Origin of the sequence: Burkholderia sp. BE17 (genome assembly GCF_009362305.1) — a bacterium.
In the GTDB taxonomy this organism is placed as follows: domain Bacteria; phylum Pseudomonadota; class Gammaproteobacteria; order Burkholderiales; family Burkholderiaceae; genus Burkholderia; species Burkholderia pyrrocinia_C.
Genome location: NZ_WHNU01000012.1, coordinates 136,027 through 157,254, shown reverse-complemented (window position 1 = coordinate 157,254; position 21,228 = coordinate 136,027). Strand labels below are relative to the sequence as shown.

The 21,228-nt window shown below is 67.2% G+C and carries 19 protein-coding genes and 1 pseudogene; 9 read left to right on the top strand and 11 right to left on the bottom strand.

Annotated elements, in window-relative coordinates:
- The first annotated feature begins 37 nt into the window (after positions 1-37).
- Entirely contained in the window at positions 38-1,207 is a 1,170-nt protein-coding gene (locus GD429_RS13070; RefSeq protein WP_193727104.1) for a phosphotransferase family protein, read from the top strand.
- A gap of 159 nt (positions 1,208-1,366) precedes the next feature.
- Here the strand turns inward: GD429_RS13070 and GD429_RS13065 are convergent, their stop codons facing one another.
- The 9 genes from GD429_RS13065 to GD429_RS13025 all read right to left on the bottom strand — a co-directional run bounded on the left by GD429_RS13065 (position 1,367) and on the right by GD429_RS13025 (position 12,201).
- Positions 1,367-2,812, bottom strand: a complete 1,446-nt coding sequence (locus GD429_RS13065; protein ID WP_152857300.1) for an NAD-dependent succinate-semialdehyde dehydrogenase — start codon at positions 2,810-2,812, stop codon at positions 1,367-1,369.
- A 153-nt stretch (positions 2,813-2,965) separates the two neighbouring features.
- Positions 2,966-4,285 carry a c-type cytochrome gene (locus GD429_RS13060; RefSeq protein WP_152857299.1) on the bottom strand — a complete coding sequence of 440 codons (1,320 nt, stop codon included), beginning with the start codon at positions 4,283-4,285 and terminating at the stop codon, positions 2,966-2,968.
- Between the two features lie 15 nt (positions 4,286-4,300).
- Positions 4,301-6,535: a xanthine dehydrogenase family protein molybdopterin-binding subunit gene (locus tag GD429_RS13055; RefSeq protein ID WP_152857298.1), complete on the bottom strand. Its 2,235-nt coding sequence runs from the start codon at positions 6,533-6,535 to the stop codon at positions 4,301-4,303.
- Between the two features lie 84 nt (positions 6,536-6,619).
- On the bottom strand, positions 6,620-7,075 hold the full coding sequence (locus GD429_RS13050) for a (2Fe-2S)-binding protein (RefSeq protein WP_131948378.1): 456 nt from the start codon (positions 7,073-7,075) through the stop codon (positions 6,620-6,622).
- A gap of 139 nt (positions 7,076-7,214) precedes the next feature.
- A complete protein-coding gene (locus GD429_RS13045) occupies positions 7,215-7,514 on the bottom strand; it encodes a putative quinol monooxygenase (RefSeq protein ID WP_152857297.1) in 300 nt (99 codons plus the stop codon).
- 101 nt (positions 7,515-7,615) lie between these two features.
- On the bottom strand, positions 7,616-8,674 hold the full coding sequence (locus tag GD429_RS13040; RefSeq protein WP_152857296.1) for an NADP-dependent oxidoreductase: 1,059 nt from the start codon (positions 8,672-8,674) through the stop codon (positions 7,616-7,618).
- A gap of 234 nt (positions 8,675-8,908) precedes the next feature.
- Positions 8,909-9,529: a TetR/AcrR family transcriptional regulator gene (locus tag GD429_RS13035; RefSeq protein ID WP_034179527.1), complete on the bottom strand. Its 621-nt coding sequence runs from the start codon at positions 9,527-9,529 to the stop codon at positions 8,909-8,911.
- Between the two features lie 100 nt (positions 9,530-9,629).
- Positions 9,630-10,649, bottom strand: coding sequence for a DNA-binding protein (locus tag GD429_RS13030; RefSeq protein WP_152857321.1), 1,020 nt, complete (start codon positions 10,647-10,649; stop codon positions 9,630-9,632).
- Between the two features lie 205 nt (positions 10,650-10,854).
- Positions 10,855-12,201 (bottom strand): PLP-dependent aminotransferase family protein, encoded by a 1,347-nt coding sequence (locus tag GD429_RS13025; protein ID WP_152857295.1) that lies wholly within the window; start codon positions 12,199-12,201, stop codon positions 10,855-10,857.
- 133 nt (positions 12,202-12,334) lie between these two features.
- Between GD429_RS13025 and GD429_RS13020 the strand changes: the two genes are divergently transcribed.
- From GD429_RS13020 to GD429_RS13000, 5 genes are all read left to right on the top strand, one after another.
- Positions 12,335-12,739, top strand: a complete 405-nt coding sequence (locus tag GD429_RS13020) for a VOC family protein (RefSeq protein WP_152857294.1) — start codon at positions 12,335-12,337, stop codon at positions 12,737-12,739.
- A gap of 35 nt (positions 12,740-12,774) precedes the next feature.
- The gene (locus tag GD429_RS13015; RefSeq protein WP_152857293.1) at positions 12,775-13,404 is read left to right on the top strand and encodes a LysE family translocator; all 630 of its coding nucleotides are present in this window, start codon (positions 12,775-12,777) and stop codon (positions 13,402-13,404) included.
- Between the two features lie 54 nt (positions 13,405-13,458).
- Positions 13,459-14,304, top strand: a complete 846-nt coding sequence (locus GD429_RS13010) for a PhzF family phenazine biosynthesis protein (protein WP_152857292.1) — start codon at positions 13,459-13,461, stop codon at positions 14,302-14,304.
- A 177-nt stretch (positions 14,305-14,481) separates the two neighbouring features.
- Positions 14,482-15,057, top strand: coding sequence for a DinB family protein (locus GD429_RS13005; RefSeq protein WP_152857291.1), 576 nt, complete (start codon positions 14,482-14,484; stop codon positions 15,055-15,057).
- A gap of 217 nt (positions 15,058-15,274) precedes the next feature.
- The gene (locus tag GD429_RS13000; RefSeq protein WP_152857290.1) at positions 15,275-15,937 is read left to right on the top strand and encodes a cation diffusion facilitator family transporter; all 663 of its coding nucleotides are present in this window, start codon (positions 15,275-15,277) and stop codon (positions 15,935-15,937) included.
- Positions 15,938-16,146: 209 nt separating this feature from the next.
- Here the strand turns inward: GD429_RS13000 and GD429_RS12995 are convergent.
- A pseudogene (locus tag GD429_RS12995) lies at positions 16,147-16,330 on the bottom strand (helix-turn-helix transcriptional regulator); the annotation flags it as partial.
- A 190-nt stretch (positions 16,331-16,520) separates the two neighbouring features.
- On the opposite strand from GD429_RS12995, the gene GD429_RS12990 reads away from it, so the two are divergent.
- Together GD429_RS12990 and GD429_RS12985 are read left to right on the top strand one after the other, a co-directional pair.
- Complete coding sequence (locus GD429_RS12990) at positions 16,521-16,958, top strand: helix-turn-helix domain-containing protein (RefSeq protein WP_152857289.1); 438 nt, start codon at positions 16,521-16,523, stop codon at positions 16,956-16,958.
- Between the two features lie 2 nt (positions 16,959-16,960).
- Positions 16,961-18,301, top strand: a complete 1,341-nt coding sequence (locus GD429_RS12985; protein WP_152857288.1) for a type II toxin-antitoxin system HipA family toxin — start codon at positions 16,961-16,963, stop codon at positions 18,299-18,301.
- A 24-nt stretch (positions 18,302-18,325) separates the two neighbouring features.
- Here GD429_RS12985 and GD429_RS12980 read toward each other — a convergent pair whose 3' ends face one another.
- Positions 18,326-19,453: a 4-hydroxyphenylpyruvate dioxygenase family protein gene (locus GD429_RS12980; RefSeq protein WP_152857287.1), complete on the bottom strand. Its 1,128-nt coding sequence runs from the start codon at positions 19,451-19,453 to the stop codon at positions 18,326-18,328.
- A gap of 357 nt (positions 19,454-19,810) precedes the next feature.
- On the opposite strand from GD429_RS12980, the gene shiA reads away from it, so the two are divergent.
- Positions 19,811-21,121 carry a shikimate transporter gene (gene shiA / locus GD429_RS12970; protein WP_152857286.1) on the top strand — a complete coding sequence of 437 codons (1,311 nt, stop codon included), beginning with the start codon at positions 19,811-19,813 and terminating at the stop codon, positions 21,119-21,121.
- The last annotated feature ends 107 nt before the right edge of the window (positions 21,122-21,228 follow it).

The following is a 21,228-nucleotide window of genomic DNA, read 5'->3' as shown; positions in this document are numbered from 1 at the left end:
CGATCCGGCGGCACCGCCGCCGCGCGTCGCGCGGCTGGTGCTGGTGACGCCGGATGGCGCGGTGGTCGGCTGCCTGCCGCCGATGCCTGTCGCCATTCCGTGGTGGCAGGAAGTCGAGTCGGTCGTGCGTGCCGCGCGCGAACGCCATGGCGTCGACGTGACGATCCTGCGCCTGCTGGAAACCGTGCGCGACCGCGCGCCCGGCGGCGAAGTCACTTATCTGGCCGAGATTGCGGAACCTGTTCCGGCCGAATCCTGGACAGGGAACATCGAACCCCATTCGCTGCGCCGAAGTTACGCGCGGCCGGGCGGCCCCGCGGCCGATCTCGGCTGGGCGGCGCGCGTGCTTGCCGGTCACGGCCTGTCGCCCACCGCCGAACCCGTGCAGGTTCGAACCTGGAATCTCTCCAGCGTCTGGCGTATCCCGATCGGGAAGCAATCGGCCTGGCTGAAAGTGGTGCCGCCGTTCCTCGGTCACGAGGGCCGCGTCATCACGGCGCTGGCCGGCCGGTGCGTGCCGACGCTGCTGGGGCACGACGAATGCGGACGCATCCTGCTCGCTGAGATCCCCGGCGCCGACCTGTTCGACGCAGCGCTGCCGCAACTGCTCGGCATGGTGGCGCTGCTGGTCGACATCCAGGCTTCGTGGTTCGGCCGCATCGACGAATTGCACGCGATGCGACTACCCGACTGGCGCGGCGCGGGTCTGGCCGCCGATATCGCCGACGTTGTCGAACGGACCGGCGAAGAACTGTCGCGCGCCGAACGGGCGTCGCTACGGCATTTCGTGGGCGGCCTTGCAGCGCGATTCGCCGCGATCGACGCATGCGGATTGCCGAATACGCTGGTTCATGGCGACTGCCATCCCGGCAATTTTCGCGGCACGCGATCGGAACTCACGCTGCTGGATTGGGGCGACAGCGGAATCGGCCACCCGCTGCTCGACCAGTCCGCGTTTCTCGACGCGGTTCCGCGCGACTACGCGGCGGCGATCAAGGATCACTGGAATCGCGAATGGCTGGCGAGGCTGCCCGGCAGCGACCCGGCGCGCGCCGCTGCCCTGCTGGCACCGATCGCGACTGCCAGGCGGGCGGTGATCTACCAGCGCTTCATCGACAATATCGAACCGTCGGAGCACATCTACCATCGCGGCGATCCGGCCGACTGGCTGGGCCAGACCGCGGCGCTGGTCGCGACGCGGGACTGAACGCGGGATTGTCTTCGCCGATGCTGTGAATCGCGAATCGCCACGCCATGGTGATCGGAAAACAAAAAAAACGGCGCAGGCCGGGCACGATACCCGACCTGCGCCGTTTTCACGCGCGCCGCACCAGCGACGGACGGCGCGCATGCGGACGATCGACCGTCAGACGGCCATCACCGTCACCGACTTCGTGACGAGGTACGGCTCGAGCGCTTCCGGCCCGCCTTCCGACCCGTAGCCCGAGTCCTTCACGCCGCCGAACGGCATTTCCGGCCACGGCGTTGCCGGCTGGTTGATCCACAGCATCCCGACTTCGAGGCGCCGCGTAAGCAGGTGCACGTTCGCGAACGAACGCGTGAACGCGTAGCCGGCCAGCCCGAACGGCAGACGGTTCGCTTCCGCGATTGCATCCTCGAGCTTCTCGAAGCCGCGGATCGCCGCGACCGGGCCGAACGGCTCGTTGTTGAACACGTCGGCTTCGAGCGGCACGTTCGCGATCACGGTCGGCGCGAAGAAGTTGCCTGCCGAGCCGATCCGCTCGCCGCCCGTCTCGATGCTCGCACCGACCTTGCGCGCGTTCTCGACCACCGACGCCATCGCGGTCAGCCGGCGCGGGTTCGCGAGCGCGCCGAGCGTCGTGCCTTCCTCCAGGCCGTTGCCGATCTTCAGCCCTTCGGCGTGCTTGACCAGCGCGCGCGTGAATTCGTCGCGGATGCTGTTGTGCACCAGGAAACGCGTCGGCGAAATGCACACCTGCCCCGCGTTGCGGAACTTCGCGCCGCCGGCGGCCTTCACCGCGAGCGCGACGTCGGCATCCTCGGCGACGATCACCGGTGCGTGCCCGCCCAGCTCCATCGTCGCGCGCTTCATGTGCTGGCCCGCGAGCGCGGCGAGCTGCTTGCCGACCGGCGTCGAACCCGTGAACGTGACCTTGCGGATCACCGGGTGCGGGATCAGGTACGACGAGATTTCAGCCGGATCGCCGTACACGAGGCCGATCACGCCGGCCGGCACGCCCGCGTCGACGAACGCGCGCAGCAGCGCGGCCGGCGATGCGGGGGTTTCCTCCGGCGCCTTCACGAGGAACGAGCAGCCGGTCGCGAGCGCGGCGCTCAGCTTGCGCACGACCTGGTTGACCGGGAAATTCCACGGCGTGAATGCGGCGACCGGGCCGACCGGTTCCTTGACGACCGTCTGCTGCGCGCCGAGGTTGCGCGGCGGCACGATCCGGCCGTACACGCGGCGGCCTTCGTCCGCGAACCATTCGATGATGTCGGCCGCCGACAGCACTTCGCCGCGTGCCTCGGTGAGCGGCTTGCCCTGTTCCTGCGTCATCAACCGAGCGATCGCGTCGGCGCGCTCGCGCACCAGCGCGGCCGCCTTGCGCATCGTCGCCGCGCGTTCGTGCGCGGGCACCTTGCGCCACGTTTCGAAGCCGCGCTGCGCGGCGGCGAGCGCACGGTCGAGATCGGCGATGCCCGCGTGGGCCACCTTGCCGATCGCGTTGCCGGTCGCCGGGTTCACGACGTCGATCGTCTTGCCGCTCGCGGCGTCGACCCACTCGCCGTCGATCAGCAACTGCGTATCCGTATAAGTCACGTTAGCCATCCAGACACCCCTACATTGCGTCGATAAAACGCGCGCTGCCGTTCACGGCCGCGCGCCGGTTGACAGAAAGAGCAAAGCCGCCGGGGCTGACCACCACCCGGCGGTGCAGACGGCAGGCACGCCGGCCTGCCGTCGTTCCGCATGGGGCCGCGCTCAATGCGCGGCCGCCGTCGCCTTGCGGAGTTTCGCGACGTCCGCCGCCTGCACGGCCGGCGCGCCGTTGTTCCAGCCGGCGCGCATGAACGTCAGCACGTCGGCGATCTGCCGGTCGTTCAACTGGTTCGAGAACGCCGGCATCGGATACGCGGAAGGCACGCCGTCGATCACGAGCGTATCGCTGCCGTTCAGCGTCACGTTGATCAGCGACGATGCATCGGTTTCGAGCACGTTCGGATTGCCGGCGAGCGGCGCGAGCAGCGGCGCGTAACCGCGCCCGTCCGCGCCGTGGCAATGCAGGCAGTAAGCGTTATACACCTTCGCGCCCGGATCGGCTGCCGGCCGGCCCAGCACCACCTGCGTCGGCTTCGGATCATAGCTGTACGGCGGCGCACCCGTGCCGCCCGCGGCCGGCAGCGACTTCAGATAGTGGGAAATCGCGGCCAGATCGTCGTCGTTCAGCGCCTGCGTGCTGTGGTTGATCACGCTCACCATCGAGCCGAACGCGGTCGCGTGCCGGTTCGCGCCGGTCTTCAGGAACTGCGCGATGTCGGCCTCGCTCCAGCGGCCGAGCCCCGTGTTGTGCTCGCCGGTCAGGTTCGACGCGAACCAGTTGTCGATCGCCGCGCCCGACAGGAATGCCGTACCGCCTTCGTCGAGCGCCTTCTCCTGGAAGCCGGCACCGCGCGGCGTGTGGCACGACCCGCAGTGCCCGAGCCCCTGCACGAGATACGCGCCGCGGTTCCACGCCGCATCCTTGCCCGGTTTGTCCGCGTACGGCGTCGTGTCGAGGAACACCGCGTTCCACAGCGCGAGCGGCCAGCGCATGTTGAGCGGCCACGGGATGTCGGCCGGCCGGTTCGCCTGTTTCACCGGTTCGACGCCGTGCATGAAGTATGCGTACAGCGCCTTCACGTCGTCGTCCTTCAGCTTCGCGTACGACGGATACGGCATCGCCGGATACAGGCGGTGGCCGTCTTTCGCGACGCCCGCGCGCAGCGCGCCCGCGAACTCGGCTTCCGTGTAGCCGCCGATGCCGGTGTCCGGATCGGGCGTGATGTTGGTCGTGTAGATCGCGCCCATCGGCGTGGCCATCTTCAGGCCGCCCGCGAACGGCACGCCGCGCGGCGCGGTATGGCATGCGACGCAGTCGCCGGCTTTCGCGAGATAGGCGCCGCGCGCGACGAGCGCGCTGTCGGCCGGCGCCGTCTGCGCGGCATGCGCGGCCGTGCCGGCCAGCAGCGCGGACAGGACAAGCAGCGATGCGCCGAGCGCGTTCGAGGTGCCATGCAACGTGTTCAGGGTGAGGTTTCGCATGTTCGTTTCCTCCCCTCAGGCCGTCTTCAGCTGGTTGCCGACCGGCAGCTTGCGCAGCCGCTTGCCGGTTGCCGCGAAGATCGCGTTCGACAGCGCCGCCGCGGTCGCGGCCGTGCCCGGCTCGCCGATCCCGCCCGGCGCTTCGCCGCTCTTCACCAGATGGACCTCGATCGGCGGCGTCTCGTTGATCCGCAGCATCCGGTAGTCGGTGAAGTTGCTCTGCACGACGCGGCCGTCCTCGATCGTGATCTCGCCGTACAGCGCGCCCGTGATCCCGAAGATGATGCCGCCCTGCACCTGCGCCTCGATCGTGTTCGGATTGACGGACATCCCGCAGTCGACCGCGCACACGACGCGCTTGACCTGCACGTCGCCGTCGTCCACCGCGACGTCGATGACGATCGAGAAGAAGCTGCCGAACGCATGCATCACCGACACGCCGCGCCCTTGCCCCTTCGGCAGCGACGGCCCCCAGCCGGCAGCCTTGGTCGCGACGTCGAGCACGTTGCGCGCGCGCGGCGTCTTGCCGAGCAGTGCGCGGCGGTATTGCACGGGGTCGGTCTTGGTTTGTGCCGCCAGCTCGTCGATGAAACTCTCGACGACGAAGGTGCTGCGCGTCGGCCCGACGCCGCGCCAGAACGCGGTCGGCACGTGGCGCGGCTCCTGCCGCACGTAGTCGATCAACTGGTTCGGCAGGTCGTACGGCAGGTCGGTTGCGACCTCGACCGCGTCGGGATCGACGCCGTCCTTGAACGCAGGCGGCGCGAAGCGCGCGAGGATCGACGAGCCGACGATCCGGTGCTGCCACGCGACCGGCTTGCCGTTCGCGTCGAGGCCGGCCGAGATCCGGTCGTAGTAGTACGGCCGGTACATGTCGTGCTGGATGTCCTCCTCGCGCGTCCAGATGACCTTCACGGGCGCGCCGACCTGTTTGGCGATCTTCACCGCCTGGCCGATCATGTCCGTTTCGAGGCGCCGGCCGAAGCCGCCGCCGAGCAGGTGGTTGTGCACGACGATATTGTCCGGCGGAAAGCTCGTGAGCCGCTGCACGGTGTCGACCGCGCGCGTCGGCACCTGCGTGCCGACCCAGATCTCGCAGCCGTCGCTGCGCACGTGCACCGTGCAGTTCACCGGTTCCATCGTCGCGTGAGCAAGGAACGGCTGCTCGTAGACGGCGTCGATGCGCGTCTTCGCGTTCGCGAAGGCCTTGCCGACGTCGCCGTCCTTGCGTGCGACCGCACCCTTGCCGTTCGCCGCGGTCTGCGCGAGATCGGCGACGATGTCCTTCATCGACACCTTCGCGCCCGTGCCTTCGTTCCACTTCACGACGAGCGCCGCCGCGCCGCGCTTCGCGGCCCACGTGTGATCGCCGACCACCGCGACCGCGTTGTCCGCGCGCACGACCTGGCGCACGCCGGGAATCTTCTTCGCGGCGGTATCGTCGATGCTTGCGACCGTGCCGCCGAACACCGGGCTGTTCACGATCACCGCGTACAGCATGCCGGGCAGGCGCACGTCGAGCCCGAACTGCGCGGTGCCGTCGACCTTCTCCGGTGAATCGAGCCGCTTCGCGGGCGTGCCGATCAGCTTGAAATCCTCCGGCTTCTTCAGCGCGACGTCCTTCGGCACCGGCAGCTTCGCCGCGGCGTCGGCCAACTGGCCGTACGACGCGCGCCGGCCGCTCGGCGGGTGCTGCACTTCGCCGTTCGCCGCGCGGCAGGTTGCCGGATCGACATTCCATTGCTTCGCGGCCGCCGCGACCAGCAGCGTGCGCGCCGTTGCGCCCGCGCGGCGCAGCGGTTCCCACGCGTAGCGCACCGACGTCGAGCCGCCGGTGAGCTGGCCGCCGAGCAGCGGATCGAGGAAAAGCTTCTCGTTCGGCGGCGCATGATCGAGCGTCACGCTCGACAGCGGCACTTCGAGTTCCTCGGCAATCAGCATCGGCAGCGCCGTATAGACGCCCTGCCCCATCTCGACCTTCGGCATCACCAGCGTGACCTTGCCGCCGCGGTCGATCTGCACGAACGCGTTCGGCGCGAATACGCCGGCGCGCGCGGTTTCGTCGGCATCGCCGCCGATCACCGAACGGCGCGTATCGTCACCCGCCGCCGGCAGGCTGAAGCCGAGCAGCAAGCCGCCGCCCGCCGCCGCGCCGAGCGACATGCCGAACTTGAGAAACCCGCGGCGCGACACGCCGGCGCCTGCCGTTTGCCCGGCGACCTTGCCGGCTTCGATCAGTCCTCGCGACATGTCAGCCTCCGCAGAGCAGCCTCAAGGGGGCCGACCGCCCCCTCGGGGGGCAGTGAACAAAGTGAACGTGGGGGCTGTTTCATCTCAGGCTCCCTTCGCGGCCTGCTTGACCGCCGCGCGAATCCGGTTGTACGTGCCGCAGCGGCAGATGTTGCCGGCCATCGCAGCATCGATGTCGGCGTCGCTCGGGTTCGGGTTCGATGCGATCAGCGCGGTGGCCGCCATCACCTGCCCCGACTGGCAGTAGCCGCACTGGACGACGTCGAGCTCGCGCCACGCCTGCTGTACCTTGTGGCCGGCCGGCGTCGCGCCGACGGCCTCGATCGTCGTGATCCTGCGGCCCGCGACGGCCGCGACCGGCAGCACGCACGAGCGCGCGGCGACCCCGTCGAGATGCACGGTGCACGCGCCGCATTGCGCGATCCCGCAGCCGAACTTCGTGCCGGTGAGGCCGACGACGTCGCGCAGCACCCAGAGCAAGGGCATGTCGTCGGGGGCGTCGACCGTACGGGTCTCGCCGTTGATGTTGAGGGTGACCATTCAGCCTCCGGGGGCCGGTGTATTGGGGAAGCGGCGCGCGTGGCGCGCCGCACGGTGCCGTCGTCATCGCCGTCGCGCGGTGCGCGACGGGTGCCGCGCGGCCCGGATGGGGACGAGCCGCGGCGGTGGTCCTGCGTCGTTACTCGGCCACGTCGATGCCCGACAGCACCTTGATGACCGGCGGTGCCGCGAACCAGTCGGCCGACTTCGTGCGGAATTCGCCGAAATACGGGCTGGCGAGGTGCGCGTCGAATGCGGCCTGGTCGTCGTAGATCTCGTACAGGTGCAGGTTCGGCGAGCCGTCTTGCTCGCGGAACAGGTCGTAGCGCCGGTTGCCCGGTTCGGCGCGCGTCTTGACGACCATGCTGCGCAGCTCGGCCTCGGCGGCCTGCGCGTGTTCGGGTTTCAGGAACAGCGAAGCAATCACGTGAAGCGCCATCTTTTCACTCCTTTCGAAACGGAATCGAGCATGCCACAAGCCGGCGTCGCGCGACGCCGGCGTGCAACCGTGGTGTGTGTTTGTGTTGCCATGCCGCAGCATCAGGCCAGTTCGTCCGGGCCCACGCGCACGACGACCTTGCCGAAGTTCTTGCCGGCCAGCAGGCCGATCAGCGCTTCGGGTGCGTCGGCCAGGTCGGGGACGACATCTTCCCGCGTCTTCACCTTGCCCTGCGCGACCCATTCGCTCATCTCCTTCAGGAACGGCGCATAGCCGGTCGCATAGTGATCGAGGATGATGAAACCCTGCACGCGGATGCGCTTGCGCAGGATCGCACCCATCAGCGCCGGCACGCGATCACGGCCGGTCGACACCGCGGTGTCGTCGTATGCCGCGTCGTTGTAGTGCGCAATGATTCCGCACACCGGCACGCGCGCATGATCGTTGAGCAGCGGCCACACCGCGTCGAACACCGCGCCGCCGACGTTCTCGAAATAGACGTCGATACCGTTCGGGCACGCTTCCTTCAGCTTCGCGGCAAACGCCGGATCGCGGTGGTCGACGCACGCGTCGAAGCCGAGCGTATCGGTCACGAACGCGCACTTGTCGGCGTCGCCCGCGACACCGATCACGCGGCAGCCCTTCAGCTTCGCGATCTGGCCGACGACCGAGCCGACCGCGCCGCTGGCCGCCGCGACGACCACGGTTTCGCCGGCCTTCGGTTCGCCGATCTTCAGCAGCCCCGTATAAGCGGTGAAGCCCGGCATGCCCAGCACGCCGAGCGCGTACGACGGATGCGCGAAGTCGCGGCCGAGCGGAATCAGGTCGCGTCCGTCGGACAGCGCATAGTCCTGCCAGCCGGCGCCCGCGACGACCAGATCGCCTTCGCGAAACGCGGGCAGGTTCGACGACACGACACGGCTGACCGTGCCGCCGACCATCACGTCGCCGATCTCGACCGGCGCGGCATAGGACGGCGCGTCGCTCATCCGGCCGCGCATGTACGGATCGAGCGACAACCAGACCGTGCGCAGCAGCACCTGGCCGGCACCGGGCGTCGGCACGTCGGCGGATTCGGTGCGGAAGTTGCCCGGCGTCGGCGCGCCGACCGGGCGTGAAGTCAGGATGATCTGGCGGTTTGCGGTCTTGCTTTGCGGCATGTGAGTCTCCGTCAACAGGAAGAAACGTGCTTCGTGGGCACGATCGGATCAGGGATGGACCAGCAGAAGGCGCGCACGCGCGGCAGCGTCGGCGGTCGGGCCGGCGTGCTTGCATGCGTGCGGTTGGAACAATCGGGACAGCGTAACGCGGAGCGAGGTATTCGTCATGCGTCGATGAGTAGACCAGTCGTCTAGAGTCAAGGCAAAAACAAGGCGCGCCGCTGCGCGCCCGGGTTACGACTGCGCTCCGTCATGCGCGGCCGGCGGCAGGTTCAGCATGCGCCGCGTTTCGGCCATCGCCCTTTCGAGCGGTTTGCGGTTGCGGTGAATCTTTTCCAGCAGCGTTGCGCCCAGCCACAGTTCGTAAAGGATCGCGGCCGTGTGCGGCGGATCGTCGACCGCGCTCAGCGAGCCATCGGCCAGCCCTGCCTCGATGCCGCCCGCGAGCCGCTCGATGATCTGGCTCGTACCACGCCGCAGCACCGCGCGCATCGCTTCCGACAGGTCCGACACTTCCGCGCCGAGCTTCACCGCGAGGCACTTGCCTTCCGGATCGTCCGCGCATTGCGTGTGCAGCCAGTTGCCCCAGTACGTCATCAGGCGCTCGGCGCCCGTGCCGGCCTGATGCTTGAGCAGATTGTCGAGATGCGCAAGATAGCCTTCGAAATACGCTTCGAGCAGCGCTTCGCCGAATGCCTCTTTCGAGCCGAAGTAATGGTAGAACGAGCCCTTCGGGATGCCCGCCGCGGCGAGAATCTCGTTCAGACCGACCGCCGAAAACCCCTTGTGGAGCATGATCGGCTTCGCGATGTTCAGGATGTGCTGGCGGACTTCCGCGCCTGACGATGCATTCATGATGGCGTATGGTAGCAACGATTAGACCGGTCGTCTAGTAACGTCGAGCCGGCCGATTGAGCGGCACTTTACCCGATCGCGACCGGACAATCGACCGCCGTCAGCGCACCGCTTCGTCGGTGCGTTTCCTCGTGCGCGCCCGCCGCTCGCTTCGCTGCTCGGCGGGAGCCGTCTTCACGCCGCGAAGCGGCGCCCGCCGTGCGAGCACCGTCATCTCGCGCCGCAGCGCATCGAGTTCCTTGGCGCGCGCCGCGTCGGTCGCCTGCGCGCCGTCGAGCTGCCCCTGAAGCACCCCGCATCGATGCAGCGCATCGCCGAGTTGCGCCTGCAGCGCGGCGACATCCTTCCGCTGCTGCGCATCGCGCTGCTCGGCGCGCGATGCCGTCGCGTCGAGTTCCTTTTGCAACCGCGCGGCGGTAAGTCGTTCGCGATCGATCTCCTGAAGCGCCCGCTTTTCCGATGCGCGCAAGCGTTCCTCGGCCCGGCCCGCGTCGTCGCGCAGCCGGTCGAGCTGGGTCGTGAAATCCGCGCGCGCCTGCGCGAGTGCGCGGTCGCCTTCCGCGTTGTCGGCCTTCAGGCGTTCGATCTCCGCTTGCAGCGCGCGCCGCGATGCGTCGTCGGCCGCCCTCGCCTGTTCCAGTTCCTGAATCCGCACCTGCGCGGCCAGCAACGCGGCCGTGCGTTGCTCGAGCGCGGTTTCGGTGCGGGCCAGCTCGGCCCGCAGCGTCGCGACTTCCGCGTTCGCCGCCGTGCGTTCGGCTTCGACTTCCGCGCGCAGTGCGTCGAGCGCGGCGGCCGCGTCGGTGCTCGACCGATTCCACAACGCCGCGACCAGCTCGCCGGCCGCCGCCTGCAGATCGGCCGGCAGGTCGGGATGTTCGATCCGCACGCGACTCTTTTCCCGCAGCTCGGCCCAGAACTCGCCGAGAACGGCCGTCGGCGTGCTCATGCTGCCCTTGCGGACGAGTTGGTACAGACGGTTCGCGGTGGGCGTGATGCCGAAGCGGAAGAACAGCAGCGCGCAGGCCTCGCGGTACAGCTCGCGGGTTTTCGGGAAGTCGGCCTTGAGGCGCTCGATTTCGGCGGTCAGGCGCGGTTCGTCGGCAGCGAGATCGGACATGGCGGGTTTTGTCGGGAATTTCGTAAATAATATAACGTAAACCGGTAGATATCCAATTTCCGTGGTCTGTTGATTTGACATTATTTCTATAATGTCGAGATGATCAGGCGGGGCATGGCGCGTGGAATCGAAGCAGATCGTTTGCACGGTTTTGTAACCGCCAGACCAAAGAGCCGCTATTACGTACGGTGCTCGTCCGGTGGCGTCAAGCGCGCTGCTTCAGCAGCCCTGCCAGAAGCGTCAGTGCTTCCGTCAGATCGTCGAATGACGGGCCGCCGAGGCAAAGTCGAATCCCGCTCGCCCGATCTTCCGGGTTCACCATCATGGATTCCGGCGGGGTCAACTTGATACCCATCGCTGCAGCGACGGATGCGACACGATTGGCAGCGTCACGCTCCATCGGCAGCCAGGCGTTGTAGGCGCCGGGATGCGAGATCAGTTCGCTCGCGCCGAGCAGAGAGATGGCGAGATTGGATCGACGCCGCGCCTCATGGTGCAGATCCCGCTGGATCGAGGAGATGACGTCGGTGGCCAGCCATTCCTCAACCACTGCGCAAGAGAGCGGCGACGGCGCCATTGGCAGGTCCCGCAGCGCGTCTTCCGCTGCGTCGTCGAGTCCGGCCGGCAGCGCGAGCACGCCGATCTGCAAACCGGGGCCAAGCGATTTGGACAGCCCGTTCACATGAAAGGTGATCTCGGGCGCCAACGCCGCAAGCGGTGGCAAAGCCGGCTCTGCCGACGCATAGACGCCGTCCTCGATGATCCACGCGCCCGCCCGGCGGCAAATATCCACGATGGCCTGCCTTCGTTCCGCGCCCATCGTTGCCGTGGTCGGGTTGTGCAGCGTCGGTGTGAGATAGACCGCCTTACTGCCGGTCGATGCAGTGCCGTCGAGTGCGTCCGCCAGTGCCCCCGGCGCCATTCCTTGCGCGTCGGTCTCGACGCCTTGCATCCGATATCCGTTGCGCCGAGCCAGCGCGATCGCGCCAGGATAGGTGATCCGCTCGGTCAGAAGCAGCCCTTGCGAGCCGCAGGCAAGATCGAAGGCCAATGACAGCGCCTGGCGGGCGCCGCTCGTCAGCACCAGATGCGACGGTTCCGCCATCAGGCCCAGCGTTTCGAGCCAGCGGGCCAGCACACGTCGGTGCTCCATATGCCCGGCGGGCGGGGCATAGAGATTGAGATGATCCGCATCGATCTTGCGTGCGATCCCCGTCAATGTTCGCGCCAGCAAGCGAGCGTCGAGCATGGCTGGCGGCACATTGGACGAAAGGTCGATCTGGCGATCCTGATGCGCCTGGCGGATCGCCACGAAGGTTCCCCGGCCCTTGATGCTGCGCGTCAGGCCTCGCCGTTCAAGCGCGGCATAGGCTTTCGTCACCGTGCCAAGGCCGATCCCCAGTTTCAACGCGAGATCGCGATGAGCGGGCAGACGGTCGCCTCCCGTCAGCCGCCCCTCGACGATGTCGTCGGCCAGCGCGAGGACCAACCGCTCGGCGGTATTCGCGTCGATGTCGGCAAGCCGTGGCGACCAGGGGGATTGCAGGAGCATGTTTGCCGCCTAGATATTAGTGTCACGTGACACTATTTATATAAACGAAAAGAGTAACATGCGCGATGTGATTGGATGAAGTCATGCATTTCTGGAGGCGCCTGATCGCCATGACGGGCGCATGGAGAGTCAAATGTTCAGCCACGTAACTGTTGGGGCGCGTGATCTTGGGCGGGCAGGCCGTTTCTATGACGCGGTGCTCGCTCCGCTCGGACTGAAGCGTCGCGTCGTCATGTCCGATGGCGGGCCTCCGGCGCTTTGCTGGGTAACCGGTCAATCGCCGCTGCCGCGCTTCTATGTCTACATCCCTTACGACGGCGAGCCGGCGACCATCGGCAACGGCAGCATGGTCGCCTTTCTGGCCCCCTCGCAAGAAGCCGTGAACACGGCCTACGCGAATGGTCTCGAGCACGGTGGGACGGACGACGGTGCACCCGGGTTACGCCCCCACTACGGTGACGGCTACTTCGGCGCGTATCTGCGCGACCCGGACGGGAACAAGGTCCATATCGTTCATCGCGGAGACCTCCAGCCATGACACTGGAGACGCCCCGCATCCCTGGAGAAACTCGAATGATCGCCAGTCAGATCGCACTCGCCTACGGCACCTATCTCATCGCCACCGCCAGCCCCGGGCCGAGCAACATGGCGATCATGGGAACAGCGATGCGCGACGGCCGTCTGCCGGCCCTCGTTCTGGCTGCCGGCGTCATCACGGGCTCGCTCTTCTGGGCGATCCTGGCCGCGACCGGCGTTTCCGCCGTGCTGGCGGCCTATGCCGAGGCGCTTTTCATCATAAAGATGGTTGGGGGTGTCTATCTGCTCTACCTGGCGTTTCGCACGGGCAGGTCGGCGCTGAAACCGGGCTCCGGCTTCGCGAAGATCGAACCAGGACGCTCGACACCTCGTTATCGGCGGCTCTATCGCCAGGGCATTCTCATGCATGTCGGAAACCCGAAGGCGGTTCTGGCCTGGATGGCAATCATGTCCCTTGGGCTTCAGGAGCACGCCCCCGGCGGCACCTTGGCGGCGATCATCGGTGGTTGCGCGTTCCTCGGCGTCATCGTGTTCGGCGGTTATGCGGTCCTCTTCTCGACCGCCCGGATGATCGCCCTGTATACCAGCCTCCGGCGCTGGATTGAAGGCACGCTATCCGCGGTGTTCGCCGTTGCGGGAGTCAATCTGCTTGCCTGGCAACGTTGATATTCCGGTTTGTCGGCGCCATCACGAACCGATCTGAATTGAAAGAGCGATGTCATGACCTTTGCGATCCATATGATCGATGTCTTCGGCGCCGGGCCGCTTTCGGGCAATCCGCTGGCGGTCGTCATCGGGGCCGATGCGCTGACAACGGATGACATGCAGCGGCTGACGCGGTGGTTCAACCTGTCCGAGACCGCTTTTCTCTTGCCGCCCACGCATCCTGAGGCCGACTACCGGGTCAGGATCTTCACGCTGGACAGGGAGATGCCTTTTGCCGGGCACCCGACGCTCGGCAGCTGTCATGCGTGGCTCTCGACGGGGCGCGTGCCGAAGAGCGAAGCGGAAATCGTCCAGGAATGCGGAGCCGGGCTGGTTCCGATCCGACGCAATCACGAGCGGCTTTCCTTCGCCGCCCCGCCGCTGATCCGCTCCGGCGCGCCTGCACAGGATGAATTGGATCAGGCTCGGCGACTGCTGGGGATCGAATCCGGCGATGTCCTCGATGCCGCCTGGATCGACAACGGCCCCGGATGGCTGGGCGTCAGGCTGGTATCGGCGGAGACGGTGCTTGCCCTCGATCCGCTCCGCAGTTGGCCCGGCCGGATCGATGTCGGCGTCATTGGCCCTCATGCAACAGGCGGCAACGCGGCCTTCGAGGTTCGCGCCTTCTTCAGCGACCATCTGGGCGCTATCGTCGAAGATCCGGTCACTGGAAGCCTCAATGCTTCAATGGCGCAGTGGCTGTTCGCGACAGGTGTGGTCGAGGACGACTATGTCGCCGCCCAGGGGACACGCCTCGGCCGCCATGGCCGCATTCATTTGACCCGCGACGAGGCAGGCCGAATCTGGGTCGGCGGCAAGACGCGTACGCATGTCGAAGGCCGGCTCAGCGGCTTTTGAAAAGGCAAACGAGAAAGCGGCAACCTGATGTTCAGGCGAGCTGGCGCACATGACGCCTGTCCGGGTCGCCCCATACGCTGAACAGCCTGCCCGCAAGACTGCTTGCCGGCGTGACGCGACAGCACCGGATCAACCTGAGCGTTGTCTGACGCTCGAAAACACGCAAGGAGTTTCAGCATGTCTGCCCCCTCGCAGAACCAGATTGCTCCATCCGTAACCACCGATCGCATCACACTGCCCGCCTCGGCAGCAGACACCTTGAGAATGCTGGTGCGCTACAAGTCCTGGGCGAATGGACTGACGTTCAAGAGCGTGATGGACCTGCCGGCTGGCGAAGCCCTTCGGCAGAGACCGACGCGGTTCGGAAACATGGTGCATACCTTGAATCACGTCTACGTGGTCGACGACATTTTCAGACATCATCTGCAAGGAAAGAAGCACACCTACACCTCGCGCAACACCGACCATACGCCTGCCGTTTCCGATCTTTGGAAAGCGGTTCAGGAAATGGAGTGCTGGTACATCGATCTTGTCGACACCTGGTCGGACGTGGATCTCGCGAAAGCCGTTCATTTCGAGTTTGTTGGTGGGGGAAAAGGTGTCATGACCCGCGAGCAAATCGTGCTGCATGTCGTCAATCACGGCACCTATCACCGCGGTTTTGTCAGCGACATGATGTATCAGGTGCCTTTCGCGCCACCGTCAAACGATCTTCCCGTATTCATCAGGGATCACTATCGCGACGCTCGGTGAGCGCCTGTTTGGCCGACCTGGCGCACGCCGGCCACTTGTCTCGCATCTGTGCCGGCCGCGGCCGCGCCCGGTGCGTGCGGATCGCTTCGCCGCGCTGCTGCCGTCGGCACGCAAGCATCGCCGACCGGTTGCGCCGCGGCCATCGCCTGTCATTGATCTGCCACCGTCGACCGGTAGCGTTCGGGGCTCCCCTACGCTATCGACAGACGAATCCGCCATGCAGCGTACGTCGCGCGCCACGCCCCACGTTTATGCGGCCACGTCCCGCGCCCTCGCCGTCAGCCTCGCGATCAACCTGCTGCTGCTCGCCGTCGAGACGGCTGCGGCGTGGTTCGCGCATTCGTCCGGGCTGCTCGCGGACGTCGCGCACGCGGCGATCGATCTCGCGGTCGACGCACTGATCCTCGTCGCATGTCGGCTCGACGCGCGCCCGCCGGAGCGGCGCCCGACCTACGAACCGCTCGCGCTCGCGGGTCTCGGCGTATTGCTGGTCGCGACGGGCGCTCGGATGATCTGGCACGCGGTCAACCGGTTCGACACGCCGCCCGTCGTGCAGCCGGGCGCGACGACGCTCGCGCTCGTCGCCGTCACGCTCGCCGGCAAGGCCGTGCTGTCGCACTGGATGCTGCGCAAGGCGCGCGAGACGGACTCCGCGCTGCTCGAGGCGAGCGGCTGGCATGTGCGTATCGATGCGTTGTCGGCGTTGCTGGCGGCGCTCGCGATGAGTGCGGCGCTGGTCGGCCTCGGCCGTCTCGACGACGTGGCCGCGCTCGCGATCGGCGCGCTCGTGATCCGCACGGGCGCCGGTTTCATCCGGCGCGGCGGTGCGCAATGGCCGATGTTGGCCGCGTGGGCGAATCGCTCGACGCGCGGTTCGTGAACGCGGTCGGCGTCGTCGTGCATGGCGCCGACGCGTGAAACTTCCGATACGCGCAATCGGTTATCGGCTGGGCGGAATGACAAAAAGGCTCGCGTCGTACGAGCGAGCCTCTTTTGCATGATGCCGTCATCGCCGTGCGTCACGCGAGGCGTTGACCGATGACGACGTGTCGCCAGACGAATGCCGGCCGACTCCCTCCGATGGGTCGGCTACGCGAGCGGCACCACACTCCCGAGCAGGATCCGTACGAGCGTCGCCTGGCGCGTGACCCCCGTCTTCGAGAAGATCGCACGCAGGTGCGTGCGCGCCGTGTTCTTGCTGATCCCCGACTCCGCCGCCGCTTCCTCGAGTGGTGTCAGCCCGGTGCAGCAGCGCGAGCGACGTCTCGGCGGGCGGCGTGATGCGGGGAGATGCGCGGGCATCATGCACGGCACCCGCCGTCACGAGGGTTGGTCGGGTTTTCGCATAACAGGTTATCGTTTGTTTTTTTGAAATACAGCCTCGGATTTGTATTTTGACAATACATGCCATAGACTGTATTTTCAGATTACAAACGATCGCCTGTCATCCTGCGGAGCGCCCGATGGCCTTTCCCGTCCAGACCTTGACCCAGTTGCGCCCGATACTCGTCGGCTTCCGGAAATCCGCGGGGCTCACGCAGGCGCAATTGGCCGCCCGCCTGGGCGTCACGCAGCAATCCTATGCGCAGCTCGAAGCCAATCCGTCGGCGGTGAGCATCGAACGGCTTTTCAAGGTGCTGAACACGCTCGGCGTTCGGATGACGCTCGACCTGGGCACGCAGGATGAATCGGCGGGACCAGCCAGTACCGATGCCAGTGCCGATGCACGGCCGGCGGCTCGCAAGCCGGCCGCGAAACAGCGCATGCCGGACCCGGCGCGCGGCGCAACGGCAGCAAAGGCAGCAAAAGCTCAAACCAAAACCACGACCGGCGCCGCGCGCAAGCGGCCGGCGACAGCAGCGCCGGGCAAGTCACGGGTCTCGAAACGGGAGGACTGGTGACGATGGCGTCGCGCGCCCGCCACGACCGGCTCGACCTGTGGATGAACGGCATTCCGGTCGGCTACTGGGAAATCCGGCGCGGCGTCGAGCGCCTCGTCTACCTGCCGGGCTGGCTCGACGATCCACAGGGGCGGCCGCTGTCGCTGTCGCTGCCCTTCACGCCCGGCAACCAGCCGCACCAGGGCGCGATCGTCGCCGACTACTTCGACAACCTGCTGCCGGACAGCGAGCCGATCCGCCGCCGCATCGCGCAGCGTTACCGGCTCGGATCGACGGCGCCGTTCGAACTGCTCGCGTCGATCGGCCGGGATTGCGTCGGCGCGATCCAGATGCTGCCGCCCGGCGAAATGCCCGTCGACCTCGAGACGATCGACGGCGTGGCGCTCGACGACGCAGCCGTCGCCGGCGTGCTGCGCCACGCGACCGCCGCGCCGCTGCCCGGCCGCGCTGAGCCGGACGGCGACCTGCGCCTGTCGATCGCCGGCGCGCAGGAAAAGACCGCCTTGCTGCGTCAGGGAAACCGTTGGTTGCGGCCGTCGGGCAGCACGCCGACGACGCACATCTTCAAGCTGCCGCTCGGGCGCGTCGGGAACATGCAGGCCGACATGCGGACGTCCGTCGAAAACGAATGGCTGTGCTCGAAGCTCGTCGCCGCTTACGGCCTGCCGGTCGCGCCGTGCGAGATCGGCCGGTTCGGCGACCAGAAGGCGCTGATCGTCGAGCGCTTCGACCGGCGTCCTTCGCGCGACGGCACGTGGATCCTGCGGCTGCCGCAGGAGGACATGTGCCAGGCGACCGGCACGCCGTCCGGCGCGAAATACGAATCCGACGGCGGCCCCGGCATCGAGACGATCATGGGCATCCTCGCGAATTCGACCGACGCCGCGCACGACAGGACGAATTTCTTCGTCGCGCAGCTCGTGTTCTGGGTACTGGCGGCGATCGACGGCCACGCGAAGAACTTCAGCATCGCGCACCTGCCCGGCAATACGTACCGCAGCACGCCGCTGTACGACGTGCTGTCCGCGCATCCGATCATCGGCACGCGCCGCAACCAGTTGCCGCCGCGCCGCGCGCGGCTTGCGATGGCCGTGTGCGGGAAGAACCGGCACTACGTGATCGGCGAGATCCAGCCGCGTCACTGGATCGCGCAGGGCCGGCGCGTCGGCCTGACCGAAGACGACGTGCGCGCCGCGATGGCGGCCGTCGCCGCGCGCACCGAGCCTGCGATTGCCGAAGTCGCCGCGCAGATTCCGGCGGATTTTCCGGCGGATGTGGCGGACGCGATCTTCGACGGCATGCGTCGCCAGAGCCGCAAGCTCGGGGCGGGAGGTGCCGCGTGAGGTTCGACGAGCGCCGCGAGCCGTTCAGCCCGCGTCGCGCGCGCGGGCGAGCGCCGCGAGGTTCCCTTCCCCGAACCCGTGGTGCCCCTTGCGCTGCACGATCTCGAAGAAGATTTCGCCGGGCCGGCGCTTGACGAAGGTCTGGAAGAACAGGCGCGGCACGCCGTCGCTGCCGATCTCGCCGTCGACCAGCACCGCGCGGCGGCGCAGTGCGTCGAGATCGACGCCATGCCCGGGCAGCCGCGCATCGACGTCGTCGTAATAGCGTGCGGGCGGCTCGATGAATTCGACGCCGTTCGCGCGCAGCGCATCGACGCACGACAGGATGTCGTCGGTGGCAAGCGCGACGTGCTGGACGCCCTCGCCGGGATGGTCGGGCAGATACGCATGCATCAGCTCGGTGCGCCGCGTGCCTTCCTCGTAGACCGGAATCCGTACCGCGCCGCACGGCGACACCATCACGCGCGATTCCTCCGACACATGCCAGTGCGCGTCGATTTCGTGGATTTCGCGAAAATGCAGCAGGTCGTGGTAGAAATCCAGCCACTCCCGCATGCGCCCCGCGCCGACGGTCTGCGTGAAATGGTCGACCTGCTGCAGGCCGACGCCCGCGCAATCGAGATCGGTGTGCGCAGTCGCGATGTCGATCGGCCGGAAATCGATGTCGAAGATCGAGATATCGCCGACCCCGCCGCGCTGGCCGTCCCGCCCGCGCCAGCGGTCGACGAAATACAGGTGCGAATCGCCGATACCCTGGATCGCCGGGATCTTCAGCTCGCCGACGCCGACCCGCTCGCCCTCGAACGCCCACGCGCCGAGCTCGATCGCGCGCTCGAACGCGCGCCGTGCGCTGGCCACGCGCAGCCCGATCGCGCAGACGCCCATCCCGTATTCCTCCGCGTAGCGCGCGGCGAACGAATCGGGCTCGGCGTTGATCAGGAAATGCATCTGCCCTTGCCGGTACAGCGTGACGTTCTTGCTGACATGCCGCGCGATCGCCTTGAACCCGAGCTGCTCGAAGCGTTGCGCGAGCGCTTCCGGCACGGGCGCCGCGAATTCGACGAATTCGAGGCCGGCCATCCCGAGCGGATTGGCGGCCGAATCGGCAACAGGCGGCGTATCGCTGGACAAGGGGTGGGAATTGCCGGGCATTCCAGTCTCCGGGGGCATGCGGTCGATGGGGATGGCGCCCGGCGCGGGCGGCTTGCGCGGCCGATGTGGCGACCGGGCATCCGCCCCGAACGGGCGAGCTTTCTATGCTGCAGATTTTAACCAGATCGTTCACGGCGGCACACCCTGGCCGAACGGGATATCGTCGCACCGCCTAGTGCAAACCCGGAAAGCGTTCGATAATCGCACGAATATGAACGATAATCGCGCACTTTGCCCGATTGGCCAATTGCCGCCGTGCGGCGCGCACCCTATTCTCCGTTCACCCATCGACTTCAATGCAGCATCGGACGCGGCGCCGCCGCGATTCCACGATGCGCCGTGCCAGGAGACACCGCCATGACCCCAACCTTCGACACCCTCGACGCCGCTGCCACCGGCGCCCGCGCGCGCAGCCAGGCGCGCAAGGCCGCGATCGGCAGCTTCGTCGGCGCCGTCGTCGACTGGTACGACTTCCTGCTGTATGGGATCGTCGCCGCGCTGGTATTCAATTCCGAGTTCTTCCCGAAAGTCAGCCCGACGATGGGCACGCTCGCGGCGTTCGCGACGTTCGGCGTCGGCTTCCTGTTCCGGCCGCTCGGCGGCGTCGTGTTCGGCCACTACGGCGACCGGCTCGGACGCAAGCGGATGCTCGTGCTGACCGTGATGCTGATGGGGCTGTCGACGGTTGCGATCGGCCTGTTGCCGACCTTCGCGACCATCGGCTGGTGGGCGCCGGTGCTGCTGGTGCTGATGCGCGCGATCCAGGGTTTCGCGGTCGGCGGCGAATGGGGCGGCGCGGCACTGATGGCCGTCGAGAGCGCGCCGAAGCAAAAGAAGGCGTTCTACAGCAGCGGCGTGCAGGTCGGCTACGGCGTCGGGCTCGTGCTGGCCACGGGCATCGTGTCGATCCTGAGCCATACGCTCGGAGAGGCCGCGTTCAAGTCGTGGGGCTGGCGCCTGCCGTTCGTGTTCAGCATCGTGCTCGTGCTGATCGGGCTGTGGGTGCGCAAGAACATGGACGAATCGCAGGAGTTCGTCGAGAAGGTCGAACACGGCAACCGCAAGCTGCGCCTGCCGGTGCTGGAAGCGCTGACGCGCCATCCGAAGGCGTTCCTGCTGATCATCGCGCTGCGGCTCGCCGAACTGTTCACGATGTATATCGTCACCGCGTTCGCGCTCAGCTATTCGACGACGAACCTCGGCATGTCACGCGACCTGTTCCTGAACATCGGCCTGCTGGTCGGCGCGGTGAGCTGCCTGACGATCCCGTGCTTCGCGTGGCTGGCCGACCGCTACGGACTGCGCCGCATCTACCTGATCGGCGCGCTGATCGGCCTTGCATCCGCGGTGCCGTTCTTCATCGCGCTGGAGGCGCGGTCGATCGCGTGGATCGTGATCTTCTCGATCCTGCTCGCGAACGCCGCGCACGACATGGTCGTGAGCGTCCAGCAGCCGCTGTTCACCGAGTTGTTCGGCGCCGAATACCGCTACAGCGGCGCGGGCGTCGGCTACCAGTTCGCGAGCGTCGTCGGCGGCGGGTTCACGCCGTTCATCGCGGTCGGCTTCGTCAGTCTCGCCGGCGGTTCGTGGCACCTCGTCGCCGGCTATCTCGCGGCGGGCTGCCTGATCTCGCTGGTGGTTGCCGCGCGGATGCGGGCGGCGCAGTGACGAAGTGAGCGCGTGGCCGGCCCGATCCGCGGCCGGCCATTTCCCTGCGTCGGCCGTCAGCTGAACGGCGGCACCTCTCCGCCCAACGTCAAACACCGTCAATCACG